The sequence below is a fragment of the Flavobacterium rhamnosiphilum genome, from assembly GCF_004349195.1.
GTDB lineage: Bacteria > Bacteroidota > Bacteroidia > Flavobacteriales > Flavobacteriaceae > Flavobacterium > Flavobacterium rhamnosiphilum.
In genome coordinates this window covers 226467-245623 of sequence record NZ_SMLG01000006.1, presented here as the reverse complement: position 1 = coordinate 245623, position 19157 = coordinate 226467, and the positions used below count along the sequence as shown (strand labels likewise).

The following is a 19157-nucleotide window of genomic DNA, read 5'->3' as shown; positions in this document are numbered from 1 at the left end:
ATGAATGAAACTCTAAAACGAGCTATATCAGGAGCGATTTATATTATATTATTACTTGCTTCTATTTTATATTCCACTGAAAGCTTTTTTATTCTTTTTGGTATCTTTCTTATTATTGCAGTTTACGAATTTTGCAATTTAATCCAAATACATAAAGTATTTCCAATTCTTTTTGGAACAGTTTTATATACTACAGTAACGCTAGTAAGCCATTACAATAAAATCACTACAGACACTATCAATCAGATATTCAATACTGATTTAGAAATTTCAATCAATATCCAAAAATTAGATGTCGTTTTATTGGTTATTGCATTGGTGGTATCCATAAAGTGTATCCTTTTTTTATTTTATGACAACATTCAAAAAATAAACACTTCATCAAAATACCTCTATTTATTAGGGTATATTATACTGCCATTTGTATTTATCACTAAAATTTCATTTGGAATATATGACTATAATCCTAAAATTATAATTGGATTATTCATCTTAATCTGGACCAATGATACCTTTGCTTATATTGTAGGTAAATCTATGGGCCGAACCAAATTATTTGAAAAAATATCCCCTAAAAAAACAATTGAAGGGTTCTTAGGCGGAATCATTTTTGCGATTTTTGCAGGTTATTTAATATCAAAATACTACATAAAGGCCAATCCTGAATTTAGTGACCGATCAATCCTAATTTGGACTTCTATTGCTGTTATTGTTGGAATTGCAGGTACTATAGGAGACTTAATTGAATCCAAATTCAAGCGTATCGCAGGCGTAAAAGACAGCGGAAACATAATGCCTGGTCATGGAGGCATACTAGATCGATTAGATAGTGTTATATTTGTAGCACCAATTATTTTTTTATTTTATCAAATTTTAAACTATGTTTCATAAAGAAGGAACCCAATCTATTTTATTAGCTACAATTTTCACGGCTATTGTACTTTTACTGACAGATAATTTTATTGACACGAACTGGATTAAAATGACTATTCAATTAGCAACTTTGTTGTTTTTGATAATCATTTTGCAATTTTTCAGAAATCCAAAACGCATTGCTATTCTAAACGAAAATCATATCATTGCTCCTGTTGATGGAAAAGTTGTAGTTATTGAAGAAGTTTTTGAAAGCGAGTATTTCAAAGACAAACGTTTGCAGATTTCCATATTTATGTCGCCCATTAATGTGCATGTCACTCGTTATCCGCTTAGTGGATTAGTGAAATTCAGTAAATACCATCCTGGAAAATTCCTGGTAGCTTGGCATCCAAAAGCGAGCGAAGAAAACGAAAGAACAACCATAGTGGTCGAAAATAAAACATTCGGCGCTGTTTTATACCGTCAAATTGCAGGTGCATTGGCAAAAAGAATCGTAAATTACGCCCAAGAAGGAATGCAGGTAATTCAGGGAACTGATGCCGGTTTTATAAAATTTGGCTCAAGAGTAGATCTCTTTTTACCATTGGGAACACAAGTAAATGTTGTATTGAATCAAAAAGCAATCGGAGGAAAAACTATTATTGCTACAAAATAAGCATGATTGAAAAAGATTTAGATACTCGGTTTTTAGAAGCGGTAGAAATAGCCTCTGAAATGACACAGGCATCTTTACCTCAAGATGTACAATTGCGTCTTTATGCTTTCTATAAACAAGCTACTTTTGGAACTTTAGATTTAAAACAAACTTCTTCATACCATTTGAGAGATGCTTTTAAAACCAATGCCTGGATGCAAATTAGTCATCTTACTCCAGAACAAGCCAAAGAACAATACATAGAAATGATTCATTTACTGATCAAAAAATAATACAAATTATGAAAAAACTGAATTTTTTAATTTCTGTTTTATTTTTATTTATGACTTTACTTTCTTGTAACAATAAGAAATTAACTGAGGTTGTCGAAGTTCCTTTACCCACAACGGAACAAAGTGTTTCCATCATGGGATCTCCGGATGATGTAAAGGCAAATGAAGGCTCATTTCAGCTAGAAAAATTACCTTACGCTTATAATGCGTTGGCGCCCAATATATCAGCCACTACTTTAGAAATGCATTATTCCAAGCATTATCTTACCTATACTAACAATTTGAATAGCGCTGTATTAGGAACGCCTTTAGAAAATCTGACAATTGAAGAAGTGTTGTCAAAATTAGACCCTAATGACGCTGCTCTTCGCAACAATGCCGGTGGATTTTACAATCATTCTTTGTATTGGAAATGTATGGCTCCAAAAGCAGGAGGTGAACCAACAAATACATTAGCGGAAGCAATTACTAAAGATTTTGGTTCATTTGAAAACTTCACCACTTTATTCAAAGGAGAAGCTACAAAACAATTTGGTTCCGGTTGGGCATGGCTTGTGGTTGACAGAACTGGAAAACTTCAGGTAACCAGCACTTCAAATCAGGACAATCCTTTGATGAGTAATGCACTTATTCCTGGAACTCCAATATTAGCTTTAGACGTATGGGAACACGCTTATTATTTGGATTACCAATACCGAAGAAAAAATTATATCGATGCCTTTTTCAATGTAATCAATTGGAAAAAAGTAGAAGAAAATTACGATGCAGCTATAAAAAAATAATGCTCTAGTTTTAAACTATAAAAAAATGCTGATATAAATTTATATCAGCATTTTTTATTACCATTTTGTCAGTACCAAAAAGACTCTTTTTTACAATTGATAAATAAACGATTCGGATGGAGCAATTGTAATTTGTGCTTTTCCTTCTCCATTCAATACCTGCAACTGAACGGAATTTTTATGATACAATTGATCCGTAAGTGTATAATTTCCGTCTTTCAAATTCCATTTCTGGATAACATCTGTAGGGATTTTTAATTCGAAATTGCTAGTGGTAGCACCAGAAAAATTAGTAATGACAATCAGTTTTTGAGTATCGGACCAACGGGTGAAAGCATAAATTCCAGGATCATAATCCTGAGTCGTTTTACGATTTATCGTTTGGATTTCTTGATATTTCCCCATTAATGCCGAACTATTCAAAGAGAAATTCAATATTCTTTTGTAAAAATCACGTAAGTCTTTTTCATCCTGCGTTAATTGACCTCCGTCAAATTTTCCTCCGTTCATCCAACGTTGATGATTGGAAACCCCAATATAATCAAAAATTGACGTTCTGGAATGCGTTCCAAATCCTGCATTTTCATTTCCGGCCTCTCCTACTTCCTGTCCAAAATAAACCATCGTAGGCGAAGTGCTTATGGTAGTGGAAACGACCATCAAAGGTTTTCCTTTCTGTGGCGTTCCCGCAAATTCCGGACTAGCCAAACGTTGCTCATCATGATTGTCTAAAAAATGAAGCATGTGATGCTCAATATCTGCCATTCCGCTTTGTATGTCTGATAATCCGTCCGGCAATGATTTTCCTTGAATTATCTCTTTTAATTTATCATAGGTTTCTACTTTGTCATATAAATAATCCATTTTACCCAAGTGAATGTAATTTCGATATTCTTTAGGATTATACACTTCGGCCAATAGAAAAGCATCTGGATTTTTTGTTTTAATTGCTGAATTCATGTAGCTCCAAAATTCATACGGCACCATTTCGGCCATGTCAAATCGAAAACCATCAACTCCTTTAGCCGCCCAATACAACGCAATATCTTTAAATTTATCCCAAGAATCCGGTACGTCTTTTCCTTTCCAAAAAGCATAATGTTCCTGATGGGATTTGGTGTCAAAACCAGCAGGAAGTTCAGGGAAATCTTTGGAGCCATCCAGGCGAATACCATAATTTACTTTGATGGTTTCATACCAATCATTACGATCTGGTTTTGCCAATCGAGAACCGTTACCCGTCCATTTTGCTGGACTTTCTGCAAATTTACCATCTATTAATGGATTATTCTCTCCATTTAATGGTTTATCTGAATCTGGCACTTCAAAATGCGTATTTGGAATATAATAGAAGTTATTATCTCTTTTATACTCAACAGAAACATCATCATCAGCTCCAAAATCTCTAACGCCAACCGGATTATTCTTTCCTTCGTATTTACGCGCAATATGATTAGGAACAATATCGATTATGACCTTTAATCCTACTTTGTGTGTTCGCGCGATTAAAGCTTCAAATTCTTGCAAACGATTAGCAGGATTTACGGCCAAATCTGGATTTACATTGTAATAATCTTTTACGGCATAAGGAGAACCGGCTCGTCCTTTTACCACTTCGGGGTCATCATTGGAAATACCAATAGCCGAATAATCTCGTATCAAAGCATGATGCGGAACTCCGGTGTACCAAACATAAGTAACTCCCAAATCCTTTATTTCTTGTAATGCGGTATCCGTAAAATCGTTGAACTTCCCTACTCCATTTTCTTCAATAGTTCCCCAAGGTTTATTAGTGGTATTTTTATTTCCGAATAATCGGGTAAAAACCTGATACACTACTTCTTTTTTATTTGAGACTGACTCTTTCTGTTCTGCGTTCATTTTAAACTCTTTCGTTTTACAAGCCGTTGCTAAAAGCACCACGCTAATGCCTGCAACAATAGTTATTTTTTTCATCGTATAAAATTATTTATGTTGATTTCAATCTTTTTTATGTCAAAATGAATATCAATTTTTAAATTTAATATTTTTTAAATAGAAGAAGTCTATATCATTTGAAATTAAATAATTCTGTTTTTAAAAACGGACACTACAACGAAGGAGTTATACCATTTGTTGATAACTTTAAAAGTAATAGTTACTGTTTTTTGGTTCCCTTTTAACTAATTATAAATAAATCCTAATATGGATTAGGATTGTTTCCTTTTTCATAAATTTGACAAAAATTAAATCCATTGAAGAAATCGCTATTTTTCCTTCGTTATTGTTTGATACTGCTTGTTACTAATTTAGTTTTGGCGCAAGCCCCAAAAAAAATTATTGTAGAACATTCCGATTTTTTTGACGTCAATCAAATCGAAACTCCAGATGCTGCTTTGCTTACTGGAAACGTACGTGTCAATCATGATGGTGTGGTATTGACGTGCAATAAAGCCTATTATTTTCAAAAGGAAAACTATATCAAGGCTTTTGGAAATGTACAAATGGTGCAAGGGGACACTTTATTTTTGAACAGTAAATACGCTGAATACAATGGAAATGTAAAAAAAGCACTTGCTTCCGGAGATGCCGTAATGAGTTCTCCAGATGCGACTTTGGTGACAGATATTATTAATTTTGATAGAAACATCCAAGAAGTATTTTACGATACACCAGGGACAATTACCAATAAAGACAATACGCTTAAAAGTAATTCAGGAAGATATTATGTGAAACAAAAGAAATTCCAATTCCTGACTGCGGTTACCATTACAAATCCAACGTATGTAATTAAATCAAATCACTTGGATTATTTCAGTAATTCCGGTCATTCCTATCTTTTTGGACCTTCAACAATTACCAGTAAAGCCAATTATATTTATACTGAAAAAGGATTTTATGATACCAAAAAAAATCTGGCGCATTTCCTGAATAAATCCTATATCAGATACGATGATCGAATCATAAAGGGCGACAGTTTATATTATGACAGAAACAAGGAATTTGCATCGGCAACCCGAAATGTAAAAATAACCGACTCGATCAATCGAGGGATTGTAAAAGGACATTATGCCGAAATTTATAAAAATAAGGATTCCATGTTTGTAACCAAAAGAGCCGTGGCGGTAAACTTTGTCGAAAATGACTCGGTTTACATTCATGGAAAAAAATTAATGGTTACCGGAAAAGAAGGAAACCGAATTATCAGAGCGTTCAACAATGTCCGATTTTTTAAAACAGATATGAGCGGCAAATGCGATTCGATTCATTCGAGTTCCAAAACAGCTTTGACGAAAATGATTGGAAATCCGATACTTTGGAACGCAGAAAACCAAATCACAGGCGATGTAATGCATCTTATAGGCAACAACAACACTCAAAAACTAGATTCACTCAAAGTCCTCAATAATACGTTCATAGTCTCAAAAGACACGATAGGAACCGGCTATAATCAAGTCAAGGGACAAAATCTCTACGGTAAATTTGAGGAAGGAAAACTACATGATGTCGATATTGTAAAAAATGCCGAAGTCATCTATTACATGCGGAACGAAGCCCAAGAACTCATTGGTATCAATAAAAATAAGAGTAGTAAAATCAATCTTATTTTAGAAAAAAATGAGATCGAAACCATCACTTTTTTTCAGCAAGTGGATGGCGATATTTTCCCCGAAAAAGAGCTGCCGGAAAATGCCCGAAAACTGCGAGGATTAGTCTGGCGTGGTGATGAACGAATAAAATCCAAGGACGATATTTTTCCTCCCGAAGAAAATGAAGACAACGATAAAATAGCCAAAGCAACCAAGTCAGCTGAAGCTAAAGAAGATGTTCCCATGAAAATTCGAAAAGAAACGCTGAATTACGATAAGAAGAAAGGGAAAAAATAGTGTTCAGTCGCAGTATTCAGTTTTTCTAAAAACGAATAAACGATTAAACTAATAAACGATTAAACTAATAAATTTTGAATACCGATTTCCTAAAATACCAAGCACAAACCTCACCGTATCCATTGGGTATGGAAGTTTCACATGCTGTAGGTTCTTATATTTACGACACCAATACTAAAAAATACTTGGATTTTGTGGCTGGAGTTTCCGCCTGTACGCTTGGACATCAACACCCAAGAGTCAATCAAGCCATCAAAGATCAGTTAGACAAATATTCACACGTCATGGTGTATGGCGAATATTCACAAAGTCCGGCAGTTCAATACTGCAAATTACTAGCCTCACTCCTGCCCGCTCCTTTAGACAAAACCTATTTGGTCAATTCAGGAACAGAAGCTATTGAAGGCGCCTTAAAACTCGCCAGAAGAACTACCGGAAGAAGCCAATTGATTTCGTGTCATAACGCGTACCACGGTAATACCATGGGTTCTATGAGCGTAATGGGATTTGAAGAACGCAAACAAATCTTTCGCCCGTTGATTCCTGATGTTGATTTTATCACCTTCAACAACGAAGACGATTTACAAAAAATAACCACCAAAACCGCAGGAATTATTCTGGAAACCATTCAAGGTGGCGCCGGATTTATTCAGCCAAACAATGATTTCCTCAAAAAAGTGCGTCAACGCTGTACTGAAGTGGGTGCAATGATGATTCTCGATGAAATCCAACCGGGCTTTGGGAGAACCGGAAAACTTTTCGGATTCCAAAATTACGATGTCGTTCCTGATATCGTGGTTATGGGAAAAGGAATGGGTGGCGGCATGCCCGTAGGCGCTTTTACAGCTTCATCGACAATAATGGATTTATTGAGTCATGATCCAAAACTGGGTCATATCACGACTTTCGGAGGCCACCCTGTCATTGCGTCAGCCTGTTTGGCGACTTTGCAGGAAATTACTGAAACCAATCTCATGGCCGAAGCCATGGAGAAAGAAAAGCTATTCAGATCACTTTTGGTACATCCTTTGATACAAGAAATAAGAGGAAAAGGTTTGATGCTGGCTGCAATGACCAAAAGTGCTGATATAACAAACGAAGTGATTCTCAAATGTCAAGACAAAGGACTCATTTTATTCTGGTTGCTTTTTGAAGGATGCGCCATTAGAATAACACCTCCTCTTACCATTTCTGAAGAAGAAATACGGGAAGGTTGCAGCATCATGCTTGAAGTAATGGATGAAATTTTGAACAAGAATTAATAGTTAAAAATATAGTAATTGGGAGCTATTTCCTGCTATACGTTACAATCCACGCGAAAAGCGTGGGATTTCCACTTCTATCAGGGCTATGGCATCTGTTTAAACCAAAGCTTTTTTGTTAATTAAATTGTTCACAACAATTCTAACTTTCCCTCACAGTACAAGCACGATTACCTAAATTTATTTAGGCCAAATTAAAAACACACAGTATGCAATTAAGCAACGAAGAAGAAGACTATAACTTATCCCTGTCTAAATTTGAGTCCATGTTGAAAACCAACAAAGTGCTCTTTTTTGACTCCGAAGAATTTGAAGAAATTATTCTTCATTATCTCGATATGGGTAAGGCCGCTTTGGCAAAAAAAGCCCTGAAACTAGCATTGGAACAACATCCAAAATCTACCGGACTAAAACTAGTTCAAGTGGAAATGTTAGTATATGATGACAAACTCGAATTAGCCGAAAAGCTATTGAATGAGTTGTATGCCATTGAACCAACCAATGAAGAAATCTACATTCAAAAAGCCAATATCTGCTCCAAAAGAGACCAACACGAAAAGGCAGTTGAATTACTAAGAATAGCTTTAAAATACACCGATGATTATGCTGATGTCTATAATTTAATAGGCATGGAATATCTTTTTATGGACAATCTTGAAATGGCAAAAGAAAGCTTCATCAAATGTTTAGAGGAAGATCTTGAAGACCAGTCGGCCTTGTACAACGTGGTGTATTGTTTTGAATTCTTGGATCAAAATCAAGAAGCCATAGCCTATTTGAATAAATACATTGACAAAAACCCCTACAGTGAAATTGCATGGCATCAATTGGGTCGTTTGCATTATGGCGTAAAAGAGTATGAAAATGCCATTCGTGCATTTGATTATGCAACACTAATCGATGATGAATTCCTTGGTGCCTTTATGGAAAAAGCCAAAGCTTTTGAACGATTGAAAAAATACGAGGAAGCCATTGAAAGCTACGAAAGAACCATCGAATTAGATGATGCTACTTCCTATGCTTTACTTCGAATGGGAAAATGCTATGAAAGATTAGGCAACAAAGCTTTAGCATTAAAATATTTCAATCAAACCGTGCATGAAGATCCACTTTTAGATAAAGGCTGGATTGCCATCACAGACTTTTACGTACGCCAAAAAAATTACCAAAAAGCGTTATTTTATGTCAACAAAGCATTAGCAATTGACAACCAAAATCGTTTGTATTGGAAACGTTTTGCGACAATCAATAAACAAATGAACTTCTTTGAAGAAGCTGAATTTGGTTACCGAAAAGCAGTGGAGTTTGGTGATTATGGTTTAGACACTTGGTTATTCTGGGTGGATATTCTTCAGTTTTTAGGGGAATTCGAAAGTGCTATTCAAACGTTATTACAAGCTTCTGAATATTTTCCGGAAGAGAATGAAGTCGAATACCGTTTGGCCGGATTGTATTTTATGCTAACGGATAACACAAAAGCAAAATTCCATTTGAGCAACGCCTTACGATTGAATTTTGACAATTACATTCTGTTAGAAGATTTATTCCCGGTAGTTTGGGCAAAAAAAATGGTGCAGAATTATATTGCAAAACATAAAAAACAATAATGGTTGACATAGTTAGAAAACGCTTTGGATTATTAGGACGCAACATTAATTATTCTTTTTCTAAAGGATATTTTACCGATAAATTTAATAGCGAAAACTTTGCCGGTTGTACCTATGAAAATTTTGACATTCCTGAAATAACTGCGTTTCCAGAGGTAATTAAAAACACTTCGGATTTAAAAGGAATGAATGTTACCATTCCGTACAAAGAAACGGTAATTCCATTTTTGGATAAACTATCGAAAAAAGCGGCATTAATTGGTGCTGTAAACACCATCAAAATCACCAAAAAAGGAAAGCTGAAAGGCTACAATACGGACTATTATGGTTTCAAAAAATCATTAGAACCGTTATTGCAACCGCACCATAAAAAAGCCTTGATTTTAGGCACAGGCGGCGCTTCTAAAGGAGTGGCGTATGCATTGGAGGAGCTGGATATTCCATACACTTTTGTTTCGAGAGAAGCCAAAGAAAATGCAATCGACTATAATCGAATCAACGCAACAACCTTTGATAATTACCAAATCATAATTAACTCGACTCCAGTAGGAACAAGTCCTAATGTGGATGCATTCCCATTAATCCCGTATGAGTTTTTTACCGAGAATCACATTGCGTTTGACTTGATTTACAATCCCGCCGAAACACAATTCCTTAAAAAAGCCAAACAACAAGGAGCACAAATCAAAAATGGTTTGGATATGCTTATTTTTCAAGCGGAAAAAGCTTGGAAGATTTGGAATAAATAACAGAAAAATACTTTAAGAATATAGTTGTCGTCTTGTTTTAAAATTAGCTTTACTCGTTTTGAGTTATGCTGTTTTAAAACAAGACGATTTTTTTTATATAAAAAAAGCGACAACCGAGAGGATGCCGCTTTGAATGTTTTCACAACGGAATAATCCTTATTGTGAATTGCTTCAAAATTGTACTGCAAGTATACAACAAAAGTTTTACTATTCGATTGAGGTTTCCCGTAAAGCAGTTAATTTTCTTTTGATTAAATTTCGAGATTAATTTACAATCAGGAATAAATCATCAAAAAATACAGCTATAAAAAATGAAAAAAATATTAGGATTGGATTTGGGAACGAATAGTGTTGGGTGGGCACTAACCAATAATGACTTTGATAATAAATTAGGGAACATTGAAGGATTAGGAAGTCGGATAATCCCTATGAGTCAAGATGTTCTTGGCAAATTTGACAGTGGAGTTTCTATTTCTCAAACTGCTGAAAGAACAAAATATCGTGGGACAAGAAGATTAGTTCAGCGCTTTCTATTAAGAAGAGAGCGACTTCACAGAATTCTAAATATCCTTGATTTTCTACCTAAACATTATTCCGAAGCAATCGATTTTGATAAAAAGTTTGGACAATTTAAGCCCGAAAGAGAAGAAATATTATCTTTTTATAAAAATGAAAGCGGTAAAAACCAATTTTTATTTTTGGAAAGTCACCAAGAAATGCTTTCTGAATTCAAATTAACCAATCCTGATTTAAAACAAGTTCCTTATGATTGGACAATTTATTATTTGAGAAAAAAAGCATTAACCCAAAAAATATCCAAAGAAGAACTTGCCTTGATATTACTGAACTTTAATCAAAAAAGAGGTTATTATCAATTGCGTGGTGAAGAACAAGAAGAGAACAAAAACAAATTGGAAGAGTTTCATACCCTCACAGTTGTTAATGTAATTGAAAGAGAAAAAGGAAAATCAGGTATATGGTATAATGTAATTCTTGAAAACGGCTGGATTTATAAACGTGAAAGTAAAATCGCATTATTTGACTGGGTTGGTAAACAAAAGAATTTTATCGTTACTACCGAGTTAAATGATGACGGAACTGTAAAACTCAATAAAGACAATGAAGAAAAAAGAAGTTTTAGATCTCCAAAGGAAGATGATTGGGGATTAAGAAAAATCAGAACAGAACAAACTATTAACCAAAGTGGTAAATCTGTAGGTTCTTTTATTTATGATAATTTACTTAAAAACCCAAACCAAAAAATAAAAGGTGAATTAGTCCGAACAATCGAAAGAAAGTTCTATAAAGATGAAATATCAAAAATTCTTAAAACTCAGATAGAATTTCATGCAGCCATTTTAACAGATAGAAATCTTTATAAAAAATGTATTGATGAATTGTACAGACACAATGATTCTCATAAAAACAACATCAAAGACAGAGGTTTTGAATACTTGTTTTTGGATGATATTATCTTTTATCAACGTCCGTTAAAAAGCAAGATTTCTTTGATTAGTGATTGTAGTTTAGAATACAGACCCATTAAAGATAAAAAAGGTGTTTTAGTAAAAGATGGTAATGGAAAGCAAATTTTAAAACCTTTAAAATGTATTGCAAAATCAAATCCTATTTTTCAAGAATTCCGGTTATTGCAATTTGCAAAAAATCTTAAAATTTACAAAAAAGAAATAGTCGATGACATTGATGTAACGATTGATTATTTAAAAACGGAAGAGGATTTAGTCGAATTATTTAATTGGCTAAATGATAAAGCAGAAATCAGTCAAAAACAATTTTTAGCTTACCCAAAATTCAAATTAAAAGAGGATAAATTCAGATGGAATTTTGTAGAAGACAAAATCTATCCTTGCAACGAAACAAGAAATCAGTTTTTGAATGCAATTGCAAAAATTGATGTAGATAAATCTTTTTTTGATGCCAAAAACACCCAAGATTTATGGCATATTTTATATTCGGTTACTGATAAAATTGAAATTACAAAAGCAATTACAACTTTTGCCAAACGACATAGTTTACCTGATGAATTTATAGCCAATTTTTCAAAAATCAAACCATATAAAAAAGACTATGGTTCTTATTCTGAAAAAGCGATAAAGAAATTATTAACGTTAATGAGAAGAGATGGAACTTGGAATCAAAATGCAATTTCTGATAGAGTTACTGCCAAAATAAGTGCCATTAAAGAAAGATTGGAATACATAAATTATGATGTGTCAATTCTTGAAAAAGTATCTGACAGCGATATTCCAAAACAAGTTTTAAAAAGTTTTATAAATTGTACTGAATTCAATAAAGGTTTAAATACCTATCAAGCATCGTATTTAATATATGACAGACACAGTGAAGCTAGTGATGTTTCCAAATGGAAAACTCCCGCAGATATTGAACACTTTTTAAAGTACGATTTCAAACAACATTCCCTCCGAAATCCAATTGTAGAGCAAGTTATTACAGAAACTTTACGAGTTGTAAAAGATATTTGGCAGCATTATGGAGATGGGAAAGAAAACTTCTTCAATGAAATTCATATTGAATTAGGCAGAGAGATGAAGAATGACAAAGCCACTCGTGAAAGAATGACCAAACAAATCTCTCAAAACGAAAACACAAACTTGCGAATCAAAGCCATTTTAACGGAATTAAAAAATGATGGAATTAATGATGTACGTCCCTATTCGCCAAGTCAGCAAGAGATTTTAAAAATATACGAAGAAGGTATTTATAGTAGTGAAAACAGAAAAGAAAAGTTAGAAGAGGTTGATAAAATTCGGAAAAATGCGAAACCAACTACTTCGGAAATCAACAAATATAAACTTTGGTTAGAGCAAGGTTATGTTTCTCCTTACACAGGGAAGAACATCATGATGAGCGAACTTTTTTCAACTAAATACCAGATTGAACACATCATTCCGCAATCAAGATTATTTGATGATTCACTATCAAATAAAGTCATTTGTGAATCCGAAGTCAATGAACTTAAAAGTAATATGACCGCTTTAGAATTCATCTTAAAAAACGAAGGCAGAATTGTGACCTTAACTGGTGGAAAAACAGTAAAAATATTTACTAAAGACGAATATAACCAACACATAAACAGCTATTACAGCAATAATAAAAACAAGCAAAAACGATTATTGAGTGAAGAAATTCCTGAAAAATTTATTGAAAGACAATTAAATGACACTAAATACATCAGTAAAATTGTAAAAAATATTTTGAGTAAAATAGTTCGTGAAGATGATGAGCAAGAAGTAACCTCTAAACATGTCGTTTCACTGAACGGTTCAATCACTTCAAAAATGAAGCAAGATTGGGGATTAAATGATGTTTGGAATCAAATCATCACACCTCGTTTTGAAAGACTAAATACATTAACAGACAGTAATAAGTTTGGTAATTGGGAAAACAAATTTGGAAAAAACGTTTTTCAAACCACCGTACCTGATGAAATAGCCAAAGGATTTTCTAAAAAAAGAATTGACCATCGTCATCACGCTCTAGATGCATTGGTTATAGCTTGTGTAACAAAAGATCACGTAAATTATTTGAACTCAATAAATTCAGAGAGAAAAAATTATTCCTTGGTTTCAAAATTAAGGGTTCAACAGGAGTTAGTTACAACAAAAGACAATCACGACGGAACACTTTGCGAGGAAAAGAAACTAATTGCTAAAGAATTCCATAAACCTTGGAATAATTTCACAAAAGATGCAAAAGACATTCTAAACCAAACCATCATCAGTTTCAAACAAAACACTAGAGTTATCAATAAAACGGTAAACAAATATCAAGTTTGGAAAGAAGAAGATGGTATGATGAAAAAAATTACGACTAAACAAACAAAAGGAGATAATTGGGCGATTAGAAAACCACTGCACGCAGAAACTGTGAGTGGAAAAGTCATATTAAAAAGAATCAAACAAAGTCATATTACTATTGCAAATGCGATTGAACAAATAGAATTCATCGTAGATGCAGCAGTTAAAAAACAACTAAAAGAAAAAATCAAACTATATCCTAACAATAATGATGGCTTAAAAAAACACCTCAAAGCTTTTCCTGTAATGATAGATGGAAAAGCTATTGACAAAGTTCAGATTTATGAAATGATAGAAGCCACAGCTACTAGAGAACGAAATAATTTAGATATTACGTTTGATGAAAAAAAGATAGAAAAGATAACAGATACAGGAATTCAAAAAATTCTTTTAAACCATCTGAAACAGGAAGTGTATCAAAATGCAATAGACGAAAGTGGAAAAAAGATAGCTCCTCATGAAGTAGCTTTTTCAGAAATAGGTATAGATGAATTAAACAAAAACATTATAGCACTCAATAATGGCAAAAGTCACCAGCCTATAAAAAAAGTTCGTGTTTTCGAAGAAAGTAAACGGTTTCCACTTGGACAGACAGGTAGAAAAAAAGATAAATATGTTGAAACTGCCAAAGGAACAAACTTATTTTTTGCAATTTATCAAGATGAAAAAGGTAAACGAAACTATAAAACCATTCCTTTCAATGAAGTAATTGAAAGACAGAAACAAGGATTAAGTTCCGCTTTAGAAATAGATGAAAACGGAAATCGTCTTTTATTTACTCTTTCTCCAAATGATTTAGTTTATTTACCCACCGAAGAAGAGAAAGAAAATTTAACGTCACTTAATTTTGATCAATTATCAAAAGAGCAAGTGCAAAGGGTATTTAAAACGGTAAGCTTTACTGGAAATCAAGCTTTTTTTGTTTCAAACAATATAGCTACATCAATTGTAGACAAAATGGAATTTTCAGCTTTAAATAAAATGGAAAAATCTATTGAAGGAATGATGATAAAATCTTTGTGTTGGAAACTCGAAGTTGACAGATTAGGGAAAATCAAAAAAATCATCAAATGATAAAACGAACCCTTTTCTTTGGTAATCCTGCTTACTTGAGTACGAAAAATGAGCAAATTGTAATCTCATATCCCGACTCAAAATTCAATAGGATTGGGCTTTAGCCCATTCGACAAAATTAGAAATAAATAAAAAAGGCTTTAGCCAAAAACATTTCAGCTAAAGCCTATTCAAATCAAAATATATTAATCCCCTCCAGCTAAAGCTGGAGGCAATTCAAAAGCTGGAGGCAATTGATAAAAACAGAAAAATTCAAAAATTATAAGCAATTTAAAAAATAAATTATGCCTTATATCAAAACCTATATTCATTTTGTTTGGAGTACAAAAAACAGAATCCCTTTTTTGGACAGCAAAGAATTAAGACAAAAAGTTTGGCATCATATTAAAGAAAATGCCCAAGAGAAAGGGATTTTTGTTGATTATGTTAATGGATATTCAGATCATTGTCATTGTTTGGTTTCTATAGGAGCAGATCAAACCATTCAAAAAATTATGCAACTCATAAAAGGGGAATCTTCGTTTTGGATTAACAAAAATAAATTGTGCTTAGATAAATTTGAATGGCAAGATGAATATTTTGCAGTTTCGGTTTCGGAATCTATGCTTGATAAAGTTCGAAATTACATTAGAAACCAAGAAGAACATCATAGTAAACAAACATTTGAAGAAGAATACAACGAATTTATTACTAAATACAAATTTCAAAAAGAATAGAATTTGGCTAAAGCCATTTACATTATTATCATATCCCCCCTCCAGCTAAAGCTGGAGGCAATTCAAAAGTTATAGGATTCAATAGGATTGGGCTTTAGCCCATTCAACAAAAAAACGAATTTAAAAGGTTTTAGCCTAATGTTTTAGTGAAGTATTTTTATTTATAAACAGCTAATTATAAATTTGCAAATCCAAAAAAGAATGATAAAACGAACCCTTTTCTTTGGCAATCCCGCTTATTTAAGCACCAAAAACGAACAAATAGTTATCTCTTATCCAGACAAGGAACAAGAGACTAAAACTGTGGCTATTGAAGATATTGGAGTTATCGTTTTGGAAAACCAACAAATCACCATTACCAATGGTTTGCTGGAAAAACTGACCCATAACAACGTGGCGTTAATCAATTGCGACCAACAGCATTTGCCTATTGGCTTGTTGATGCCCTTGAACGGGCATACAGAACAATCGGAACGGTTTAGAAATCAAATTAATGCTTCTGCCCCACTCAAAAAGAATTTGTGGCAGCAAACCATCAGTTCCAAAATTATGAACCAAGCAGGATTACTCAAAGAGAAAGGAATCCCGATGCGAAAAATGGAACTTTGGGCAAAAGAGGTCACCTCGGGCGATGCACTCAATCACGAGGCGAGAGCAGCGGTTTATTATTGGCAAAACCTCATCACGGTAGAAGATTTCACCCGAGGACAAAAAGGAATTCCTCCCAATAATTTATTGAATTATGGCTATGCTATTTTGCGAGCCATTACCGCAAGGGCTATTGTCAGTTCCGGAATGCTGCCTACTTTGGGTATCTTCCATCGCAACAAATACAATGCCTATTGCCTTGCCGATGATATTATGGAACCCTATCGCCCGTATGTGGATTTGATTGTATCCCATATTATGGAAACCGAAGATTCGTATGAAGAATTGACTATTGACATCAAAAAACAATTATTGAGTATTACCACCATAGATGTTTTTATTGACGGAAAAAATAGTCCGTTGATGGTGGCGATGAGCCGAACAACACATTCTTTACACGAATGCTTTGAGGGAAAATCCAGAAAAATTTTATACCCCGTTTATGTATGACGAACATTACACCCGTTTAAACCAATATAGAAGTTTGTGGATATTAGTATTTTTTGACCTGCCCACCGAAACCCGAAAGGAACGTAAAATAGCTTCTTCTTTCAGAAAGAAATTATTAGACGATGGATTTTCTATGTTTCAATTCTCCATCTATATGCGATTTTGTGCCAGCAGGGAAAATGCTGAAGTACACACCAAAAGAATAAAGAACAACTTACCCGAACACGGCAAAATTGGCGTCATGCAAATAACCGATAAACAATTTGGGATGATGGAACTTTTTTATGGAAAAAAACTCGTAGAAACAGACAAACCTTCACAACAACTGGAATTATTTTAGTCTCATAGGATGAGAAAAAAGTATAACTCCCTGTACAACAACACGCAAACATCACTTCTTTTCGATTTCAAAATAAACTCATAACTACCAACATATCAATCGATTAAATCGAGGTATGTTGGGAATTATAAGCTAAAATACAATTTTGAAAGCAATTCACAACAATGGATCTTTGCGCAATTCAGGATGTAGTGTTGGGAATTATAAGCTAAAATACAATTTTGAAAGCAATTCACAACATCCCCGCATCAATTAATATTTGAGCGCAAGTTGGGAATTATAAGCTAAAATACAATTTTGAAAGCAATTCACAACATGTCGACAATCATACGCTTATAATGATCCGTTGGGAATTATAAGCTAAAATACAATTTTGAAAGCAATTCACAACTGCCCGCTGCGTTATGATTCGAAATGATTGTTGGGAATTATAAGCTAAAATACAATTTTGAAAGCAATTCACAACAACCATTCCATAAGGAATATTTTTTTTTGTGTTGGGAATTATAAGCTAAAATACAATTTTGAAAGCAATTCACAACAAACTGCTCAATCACCGGTTAACCACTCCGGTTGGGAATTATAAGCTAAAATACAATTTTGAAAGCAATTCACAACAATTGGTTCCGTTGGGTGATGTGGTTCATTGTTGGGAATTATAAGCTAAAATACAATTTTGAAAGCAATTCACAACAGTAACTGGTATTCGGCAAAAGAAATAAAAGTTGGGAATTATAAGCTAAAATACAATTTTGAAAGCAATTCACAACATTGGTTTATGCCTTTAAATATAATAAGAGTTGGGAATTATAAGCTAAAATACAATTTTGAAAGCAATTCACAACAACCATTCCATAAGGAATATTTTTTTTTGTGTTGGGAATTATAAGCTAAAATACAATTTTGAAAGCAATTCACAACAAACTGCTCAATCACCGGTTAACCACTCCGGTTGGGAATTATAAGCTAAAATACAATTTTGAAAGCAATTCACAACAATTGGTTCCGTTGGGTGATGTGGTTCATTGTTGGGAATTATAAGCTAAAATACAATTTTGAAAGCAATTCACAACAGTAACTGGTATTCGGCAAAAGAAATAAAAGTTGGGAATTATAAGCTAAAATACAATTTTGAAAGCAATTCACAACAGTTAAAGTGTTATTGTATATTATTCTTTTGTTGGGAATTATAAGCTAAAATACAATTTTGAAAGCAATTCACAACACTGATTATAAATAGAACATATTTTGTTACGTTGGGAATTATAAGCTAAAATACAATTTTGAAAGCAATTCACAACATGTTGAATGGTAGCATTAATATCAAGTGTGTTGGGAATTATAAGCTAAAATACAATTTTGAAAGCAATTCACAACTATTTGAATGTAGAACCCATCGAGCCAATCGTTGGGAATTATAAGCTAAAATACAATTTTGAAAGCAATTCACAACATGTTGAATGGTAGCATTAATATCAAGTGTGTTGGGAATTATAAGCTAAAATACAATTTTGAAAGCAATTCACAACAGTTGCTGGATTAGCTTTCGTTCTTAGATTGTTGGGAATTATAAGCTAAAATACAATTTTGAAAGCAATTCACAACACTTCCCAGTAGCTTTTTAACCAACTCAAAGTTGGGAATTATAAGCTAAAATACAATTTTGAAAGCAATTCACAACGCTTTGATGGTTCTTGCTCCAGATAATTTGTTGGGAATTATAAGCTAAAATACAATTTTGAAAGCAATTCACAACAATTTTTGCATCGAAAATAGCATTGGTAAGGTTGGGAATTATAAGCTAAAATACAATTTTGAAAGCAATTCACAACAACTTAACGGTACGCTTGCATCGTTTTCCAGTTGGGAATTATAAGCTAAAATACAATTTTGAAAGCAATTCACAACATGTTGTCCATCACTGCAAGAAATGGTGCGGTTGGGAATTATAAGCTAAAATACAATTTTGAAAGCAATTCACAACGCATCTGTAGCTGCTTGTTTGGCTTTTCTTGTTGGGA

13 protein-coding genes and 1 CRISPR repeat array (1 of these 14 only partly in view) are annotated in these 19157 nt (G+C 33.4%); of the genes, 12 read left to right on the top strand and 1 reads right to left on the bottom strand.

The features are described 5' to 3' along the window. From E0I26_RS10170 to E0I26_RS10155, 4 genes are read left to right on the top strand one after another with little or no spacing between them, the layout of a single operon-like run. A complete protein-coding gene (locus E0I26_RS10170; RefSeq protein ID WP_131916369.1) occupies positions 1–891 on the top strand; it encodes a phosphatidate cytidylyltransferase in 891 nt (296 codons plus the stop codon). Beyond that, positions 881–1531 carry a phosphatidylserine decarboxylase family protein gene (locus E0I26_RS10165; protein ID WP_131916368.1) on the top strand — a complete coding sequence of 217 codons (651 nt, stop codon included), beginning with the start codon at positions 881–883 and terminating at the stop codon, positions 1529–1531. The genes E0I26_RS10170 and E0I26_RS10165 overlap by 11 nt, the downstream gene beginning before the upstream one ends. Positions 1532–1533: 2 nt before the next feature. After that, positions 1534–1803 (top strand): acyl-CoA-binding protein, encoded by a 270-nt coding sequence (locus E0I26_RS10160; protein WP_131916367.1) that lies wholly within the window; start codon positions 1534–1536, stop codon positions 1801–1803. 8 nt (positions 1804–1811) lie between these two features. After that, positions 1812–2585 (top strand): superoxide dismutase, encoded by a 774-nt coding sequence (locus E0I26_RS10155; protein ID WP_131916366.1) that lies wholly within the window; start codon positions 1812–1814, stop codon positions 2583–2585. Positions 2586–2675: 90 nt separating this feature from the next. Here E0I26_RS10155 and E0I26_RS10150 read toward each other — a convergent pair whose 3' ends face one another. Beyond that, positions 2676–4541, bottom strand: coding sequence for an alpha-amylase family glycosyl hydrolase (locus E0I26_RS10150; protein WP_131916365.1), 1866 nt, complete (start codon positions 4539–4541; stop codon positions 2676–2678). 278 nt (positions 4542–4819) lie between these two features. Here E0I26_RS10150 and E0I26_RS10145 point away from each other — a divergent pair, with 278 nt between their 5' ends. The 8 genes from E0I26_RS10145 (at position 4820) to cas2 (ending at position 17136) form a co-directional block, all read left to right on the top strand. Then, positions 4820–6451 carry an OstA-like protein gene (locus E0I26_RS10145; RefSeq protein WP_131916364.1) on the top strand — a complete coding sequence of 544 codons (1632 nt, stop codon included), beginning with the start codon at positions 4820–4822 and terminating at the stop codon, positions 6449–6451. A 74-nt stretch (positions 6452–6525) separates the two neighbouring features. Then, a complete protein-coding gene (locus E0I26_RS10140) occupies positions 6526–7713 on the top strand; it encodes an aspartate aminotransferase family protein (RefSeq protein ID WP_131916363.1) in 1188 nt (395 codons plus the stop codon). A 209-nt stretch (positions 7714–7922) separates the two neighbouring features. Then, the gene (locus E0I26_RS10135; protein ID WP_131916362.1) at positions 7923–9320 is read left to right on the top strand and encodes a tetratricopeptide repeat protein; all 1398 of its coding nucleotides are present in this window, start codon (positions 7923–7925) and stop codon (positions 9318–9320) included. Beyond that, positions 9320–10069, top strand: coding sequence for a shikimate dehydrogenase family protein (locus E0I26_RS10130; protein ID WP_131916361.1), 750 nt, complete (start codon positions 9320–9322; stop codon positions 10067–10069). Before E0I26_RS10135 ends, E0I26_RS10130 begins: the two co-directional genes overlap by 1 nt. A gap of 311 nt (positions 10070–10380) precedes the next feature. Continuing rightward, positions 10381–14982 (top strand): type II CRISPR RNA-guided endonuclease Cas9, encoded by a 4602-nt coding sequence (gene cas9, locus E0I26_RS10125; protein WP_131916360.1) that lies wholly within the window; start codon positions 10381–10383, stop codon positions 14980–14982. Positions 14983–15266: 284 nt separating this feature from the next. Next, the gene (gene tnpA / locus E0I26_RS10115) at positions 15267–15698 is read left to right on the top strand and encodes an IS200/IS605 family transposase (protein ID WP_131916359.1); all 432 of its coding nucleotides are present in this window, start codon (positions 15267–15269) and stop codon (positions 15696–15698) included. A 201-nt stretch (positions 15699–15899) separates the two neighbouring features. Beyond that, the gene (gene cas1 / locus E0I26_RS10110; protein ID WP_131916358.1) at positions 15900–16796 is read left to right on the top strand and encodes a type II CRISPR-associated endonuclease Cas1; all 897 of its coding nucleotides are present in this window, start codon (positions 15900–15902) and stop codon (positions 16794–16796) included. Next, positions 16789–17136, top strand: coding sequence for a CRISPR-associated endonuclease Cas2 (cas2, locus tag E0I26_RS10105; protein ID WP_131916357.1), 348 nt, complete (start codon positions 16789–16791; stop codon positions 17134–17136). The genes cas1 and cas2 overlap by 8 nt, the downstream gene beginning before the upstream one ends. A gap of 117 nt (positions 17137–17253) precedes the next feature. Further along, positions 17254–19157: a CRISPR direct-repeat array (repeat unit 46 nt; unit sequence GTTGGGAATTATAAGCTAAAATACAATTTTGAAAGCAATTCACAAC); it runs 493 nt beyond the window's last position.

Bases quoted from the DNA above. Each gene is read 5' to 3' on its own strand.
- E0I26_RS10150 (WP_131916365.1), bottom strand. From the start codon at position 4,541: ATGAAAAAAATAACTATTGTTGCAGGCATTAGCGTGGTGCTTTTAGCA.
- cas2 (WP_131916357.1), top strand. From the start codon at position 16,789: ATGTATGACGAACATTACACCCGTTTAAACCAATATAGAAGTTTGTGG.
- cas1 (WP_131916358.1), top strand. From the start codon at position 15,900: ATGATAAAACGAACCCTTTTCTTTGGCAATCCCGCTTATTTAAGCACC.
- E0I26_RS10170 (WP_131916369.1), top strand. From the start codon at position 1: ATGAATGAAACTCTAAAACGAGCTATATCAGGAGCGATTTATATTATA.
- tnpA (WP_131916359.1), top strand. From the start codon at position 15,267: ATGCCTTATATCAAAACCTATATTCATTTTGTTTGGAGTACAAAAAAC.
- E0I26_RS10135 (WP_131916362.1), top strand. From the start codon at position 7,923: ATGCAATTAAGCAACGAAGAAGAAGACTATAACTTATCCCTGTCTAAA.
- cas9 (WP_131916360.1), top strand. From the start codon at position 10,381: ATGAAAAAAATATTAGGATTGGATTTGGGAACGAATAGTGTTGGGTGG.
- E0I26_RS10165 (WP_131916368.1), top strand. From the start codon at position 881: ATGTTTCATAAAGAAGGAACCCAATCTATTTTATTAGCTACAATTTTC.
- E0I26_RS10155 (WP_131916366.1), top strand. From the start codon at position 1,812: ATGAAAAAACTGAATTTTTTAATTTCTGTTTTATTTTTATTTATGACT.
- E0I26_RS10130 (WP_131916361.1), top strand. From the start codon at position 9,320: ATGGTTGACATAGTTAGAAAACGCTTTGGATTATTAGGACGCAACATT.
- E0I26_RS10160 (WP_131916367.1), top strand. From the start codon at position 1,534: ATGATTGAAAAAGATTTAGATACTCGGTTTTTAGAAGCGGTAGAAATA.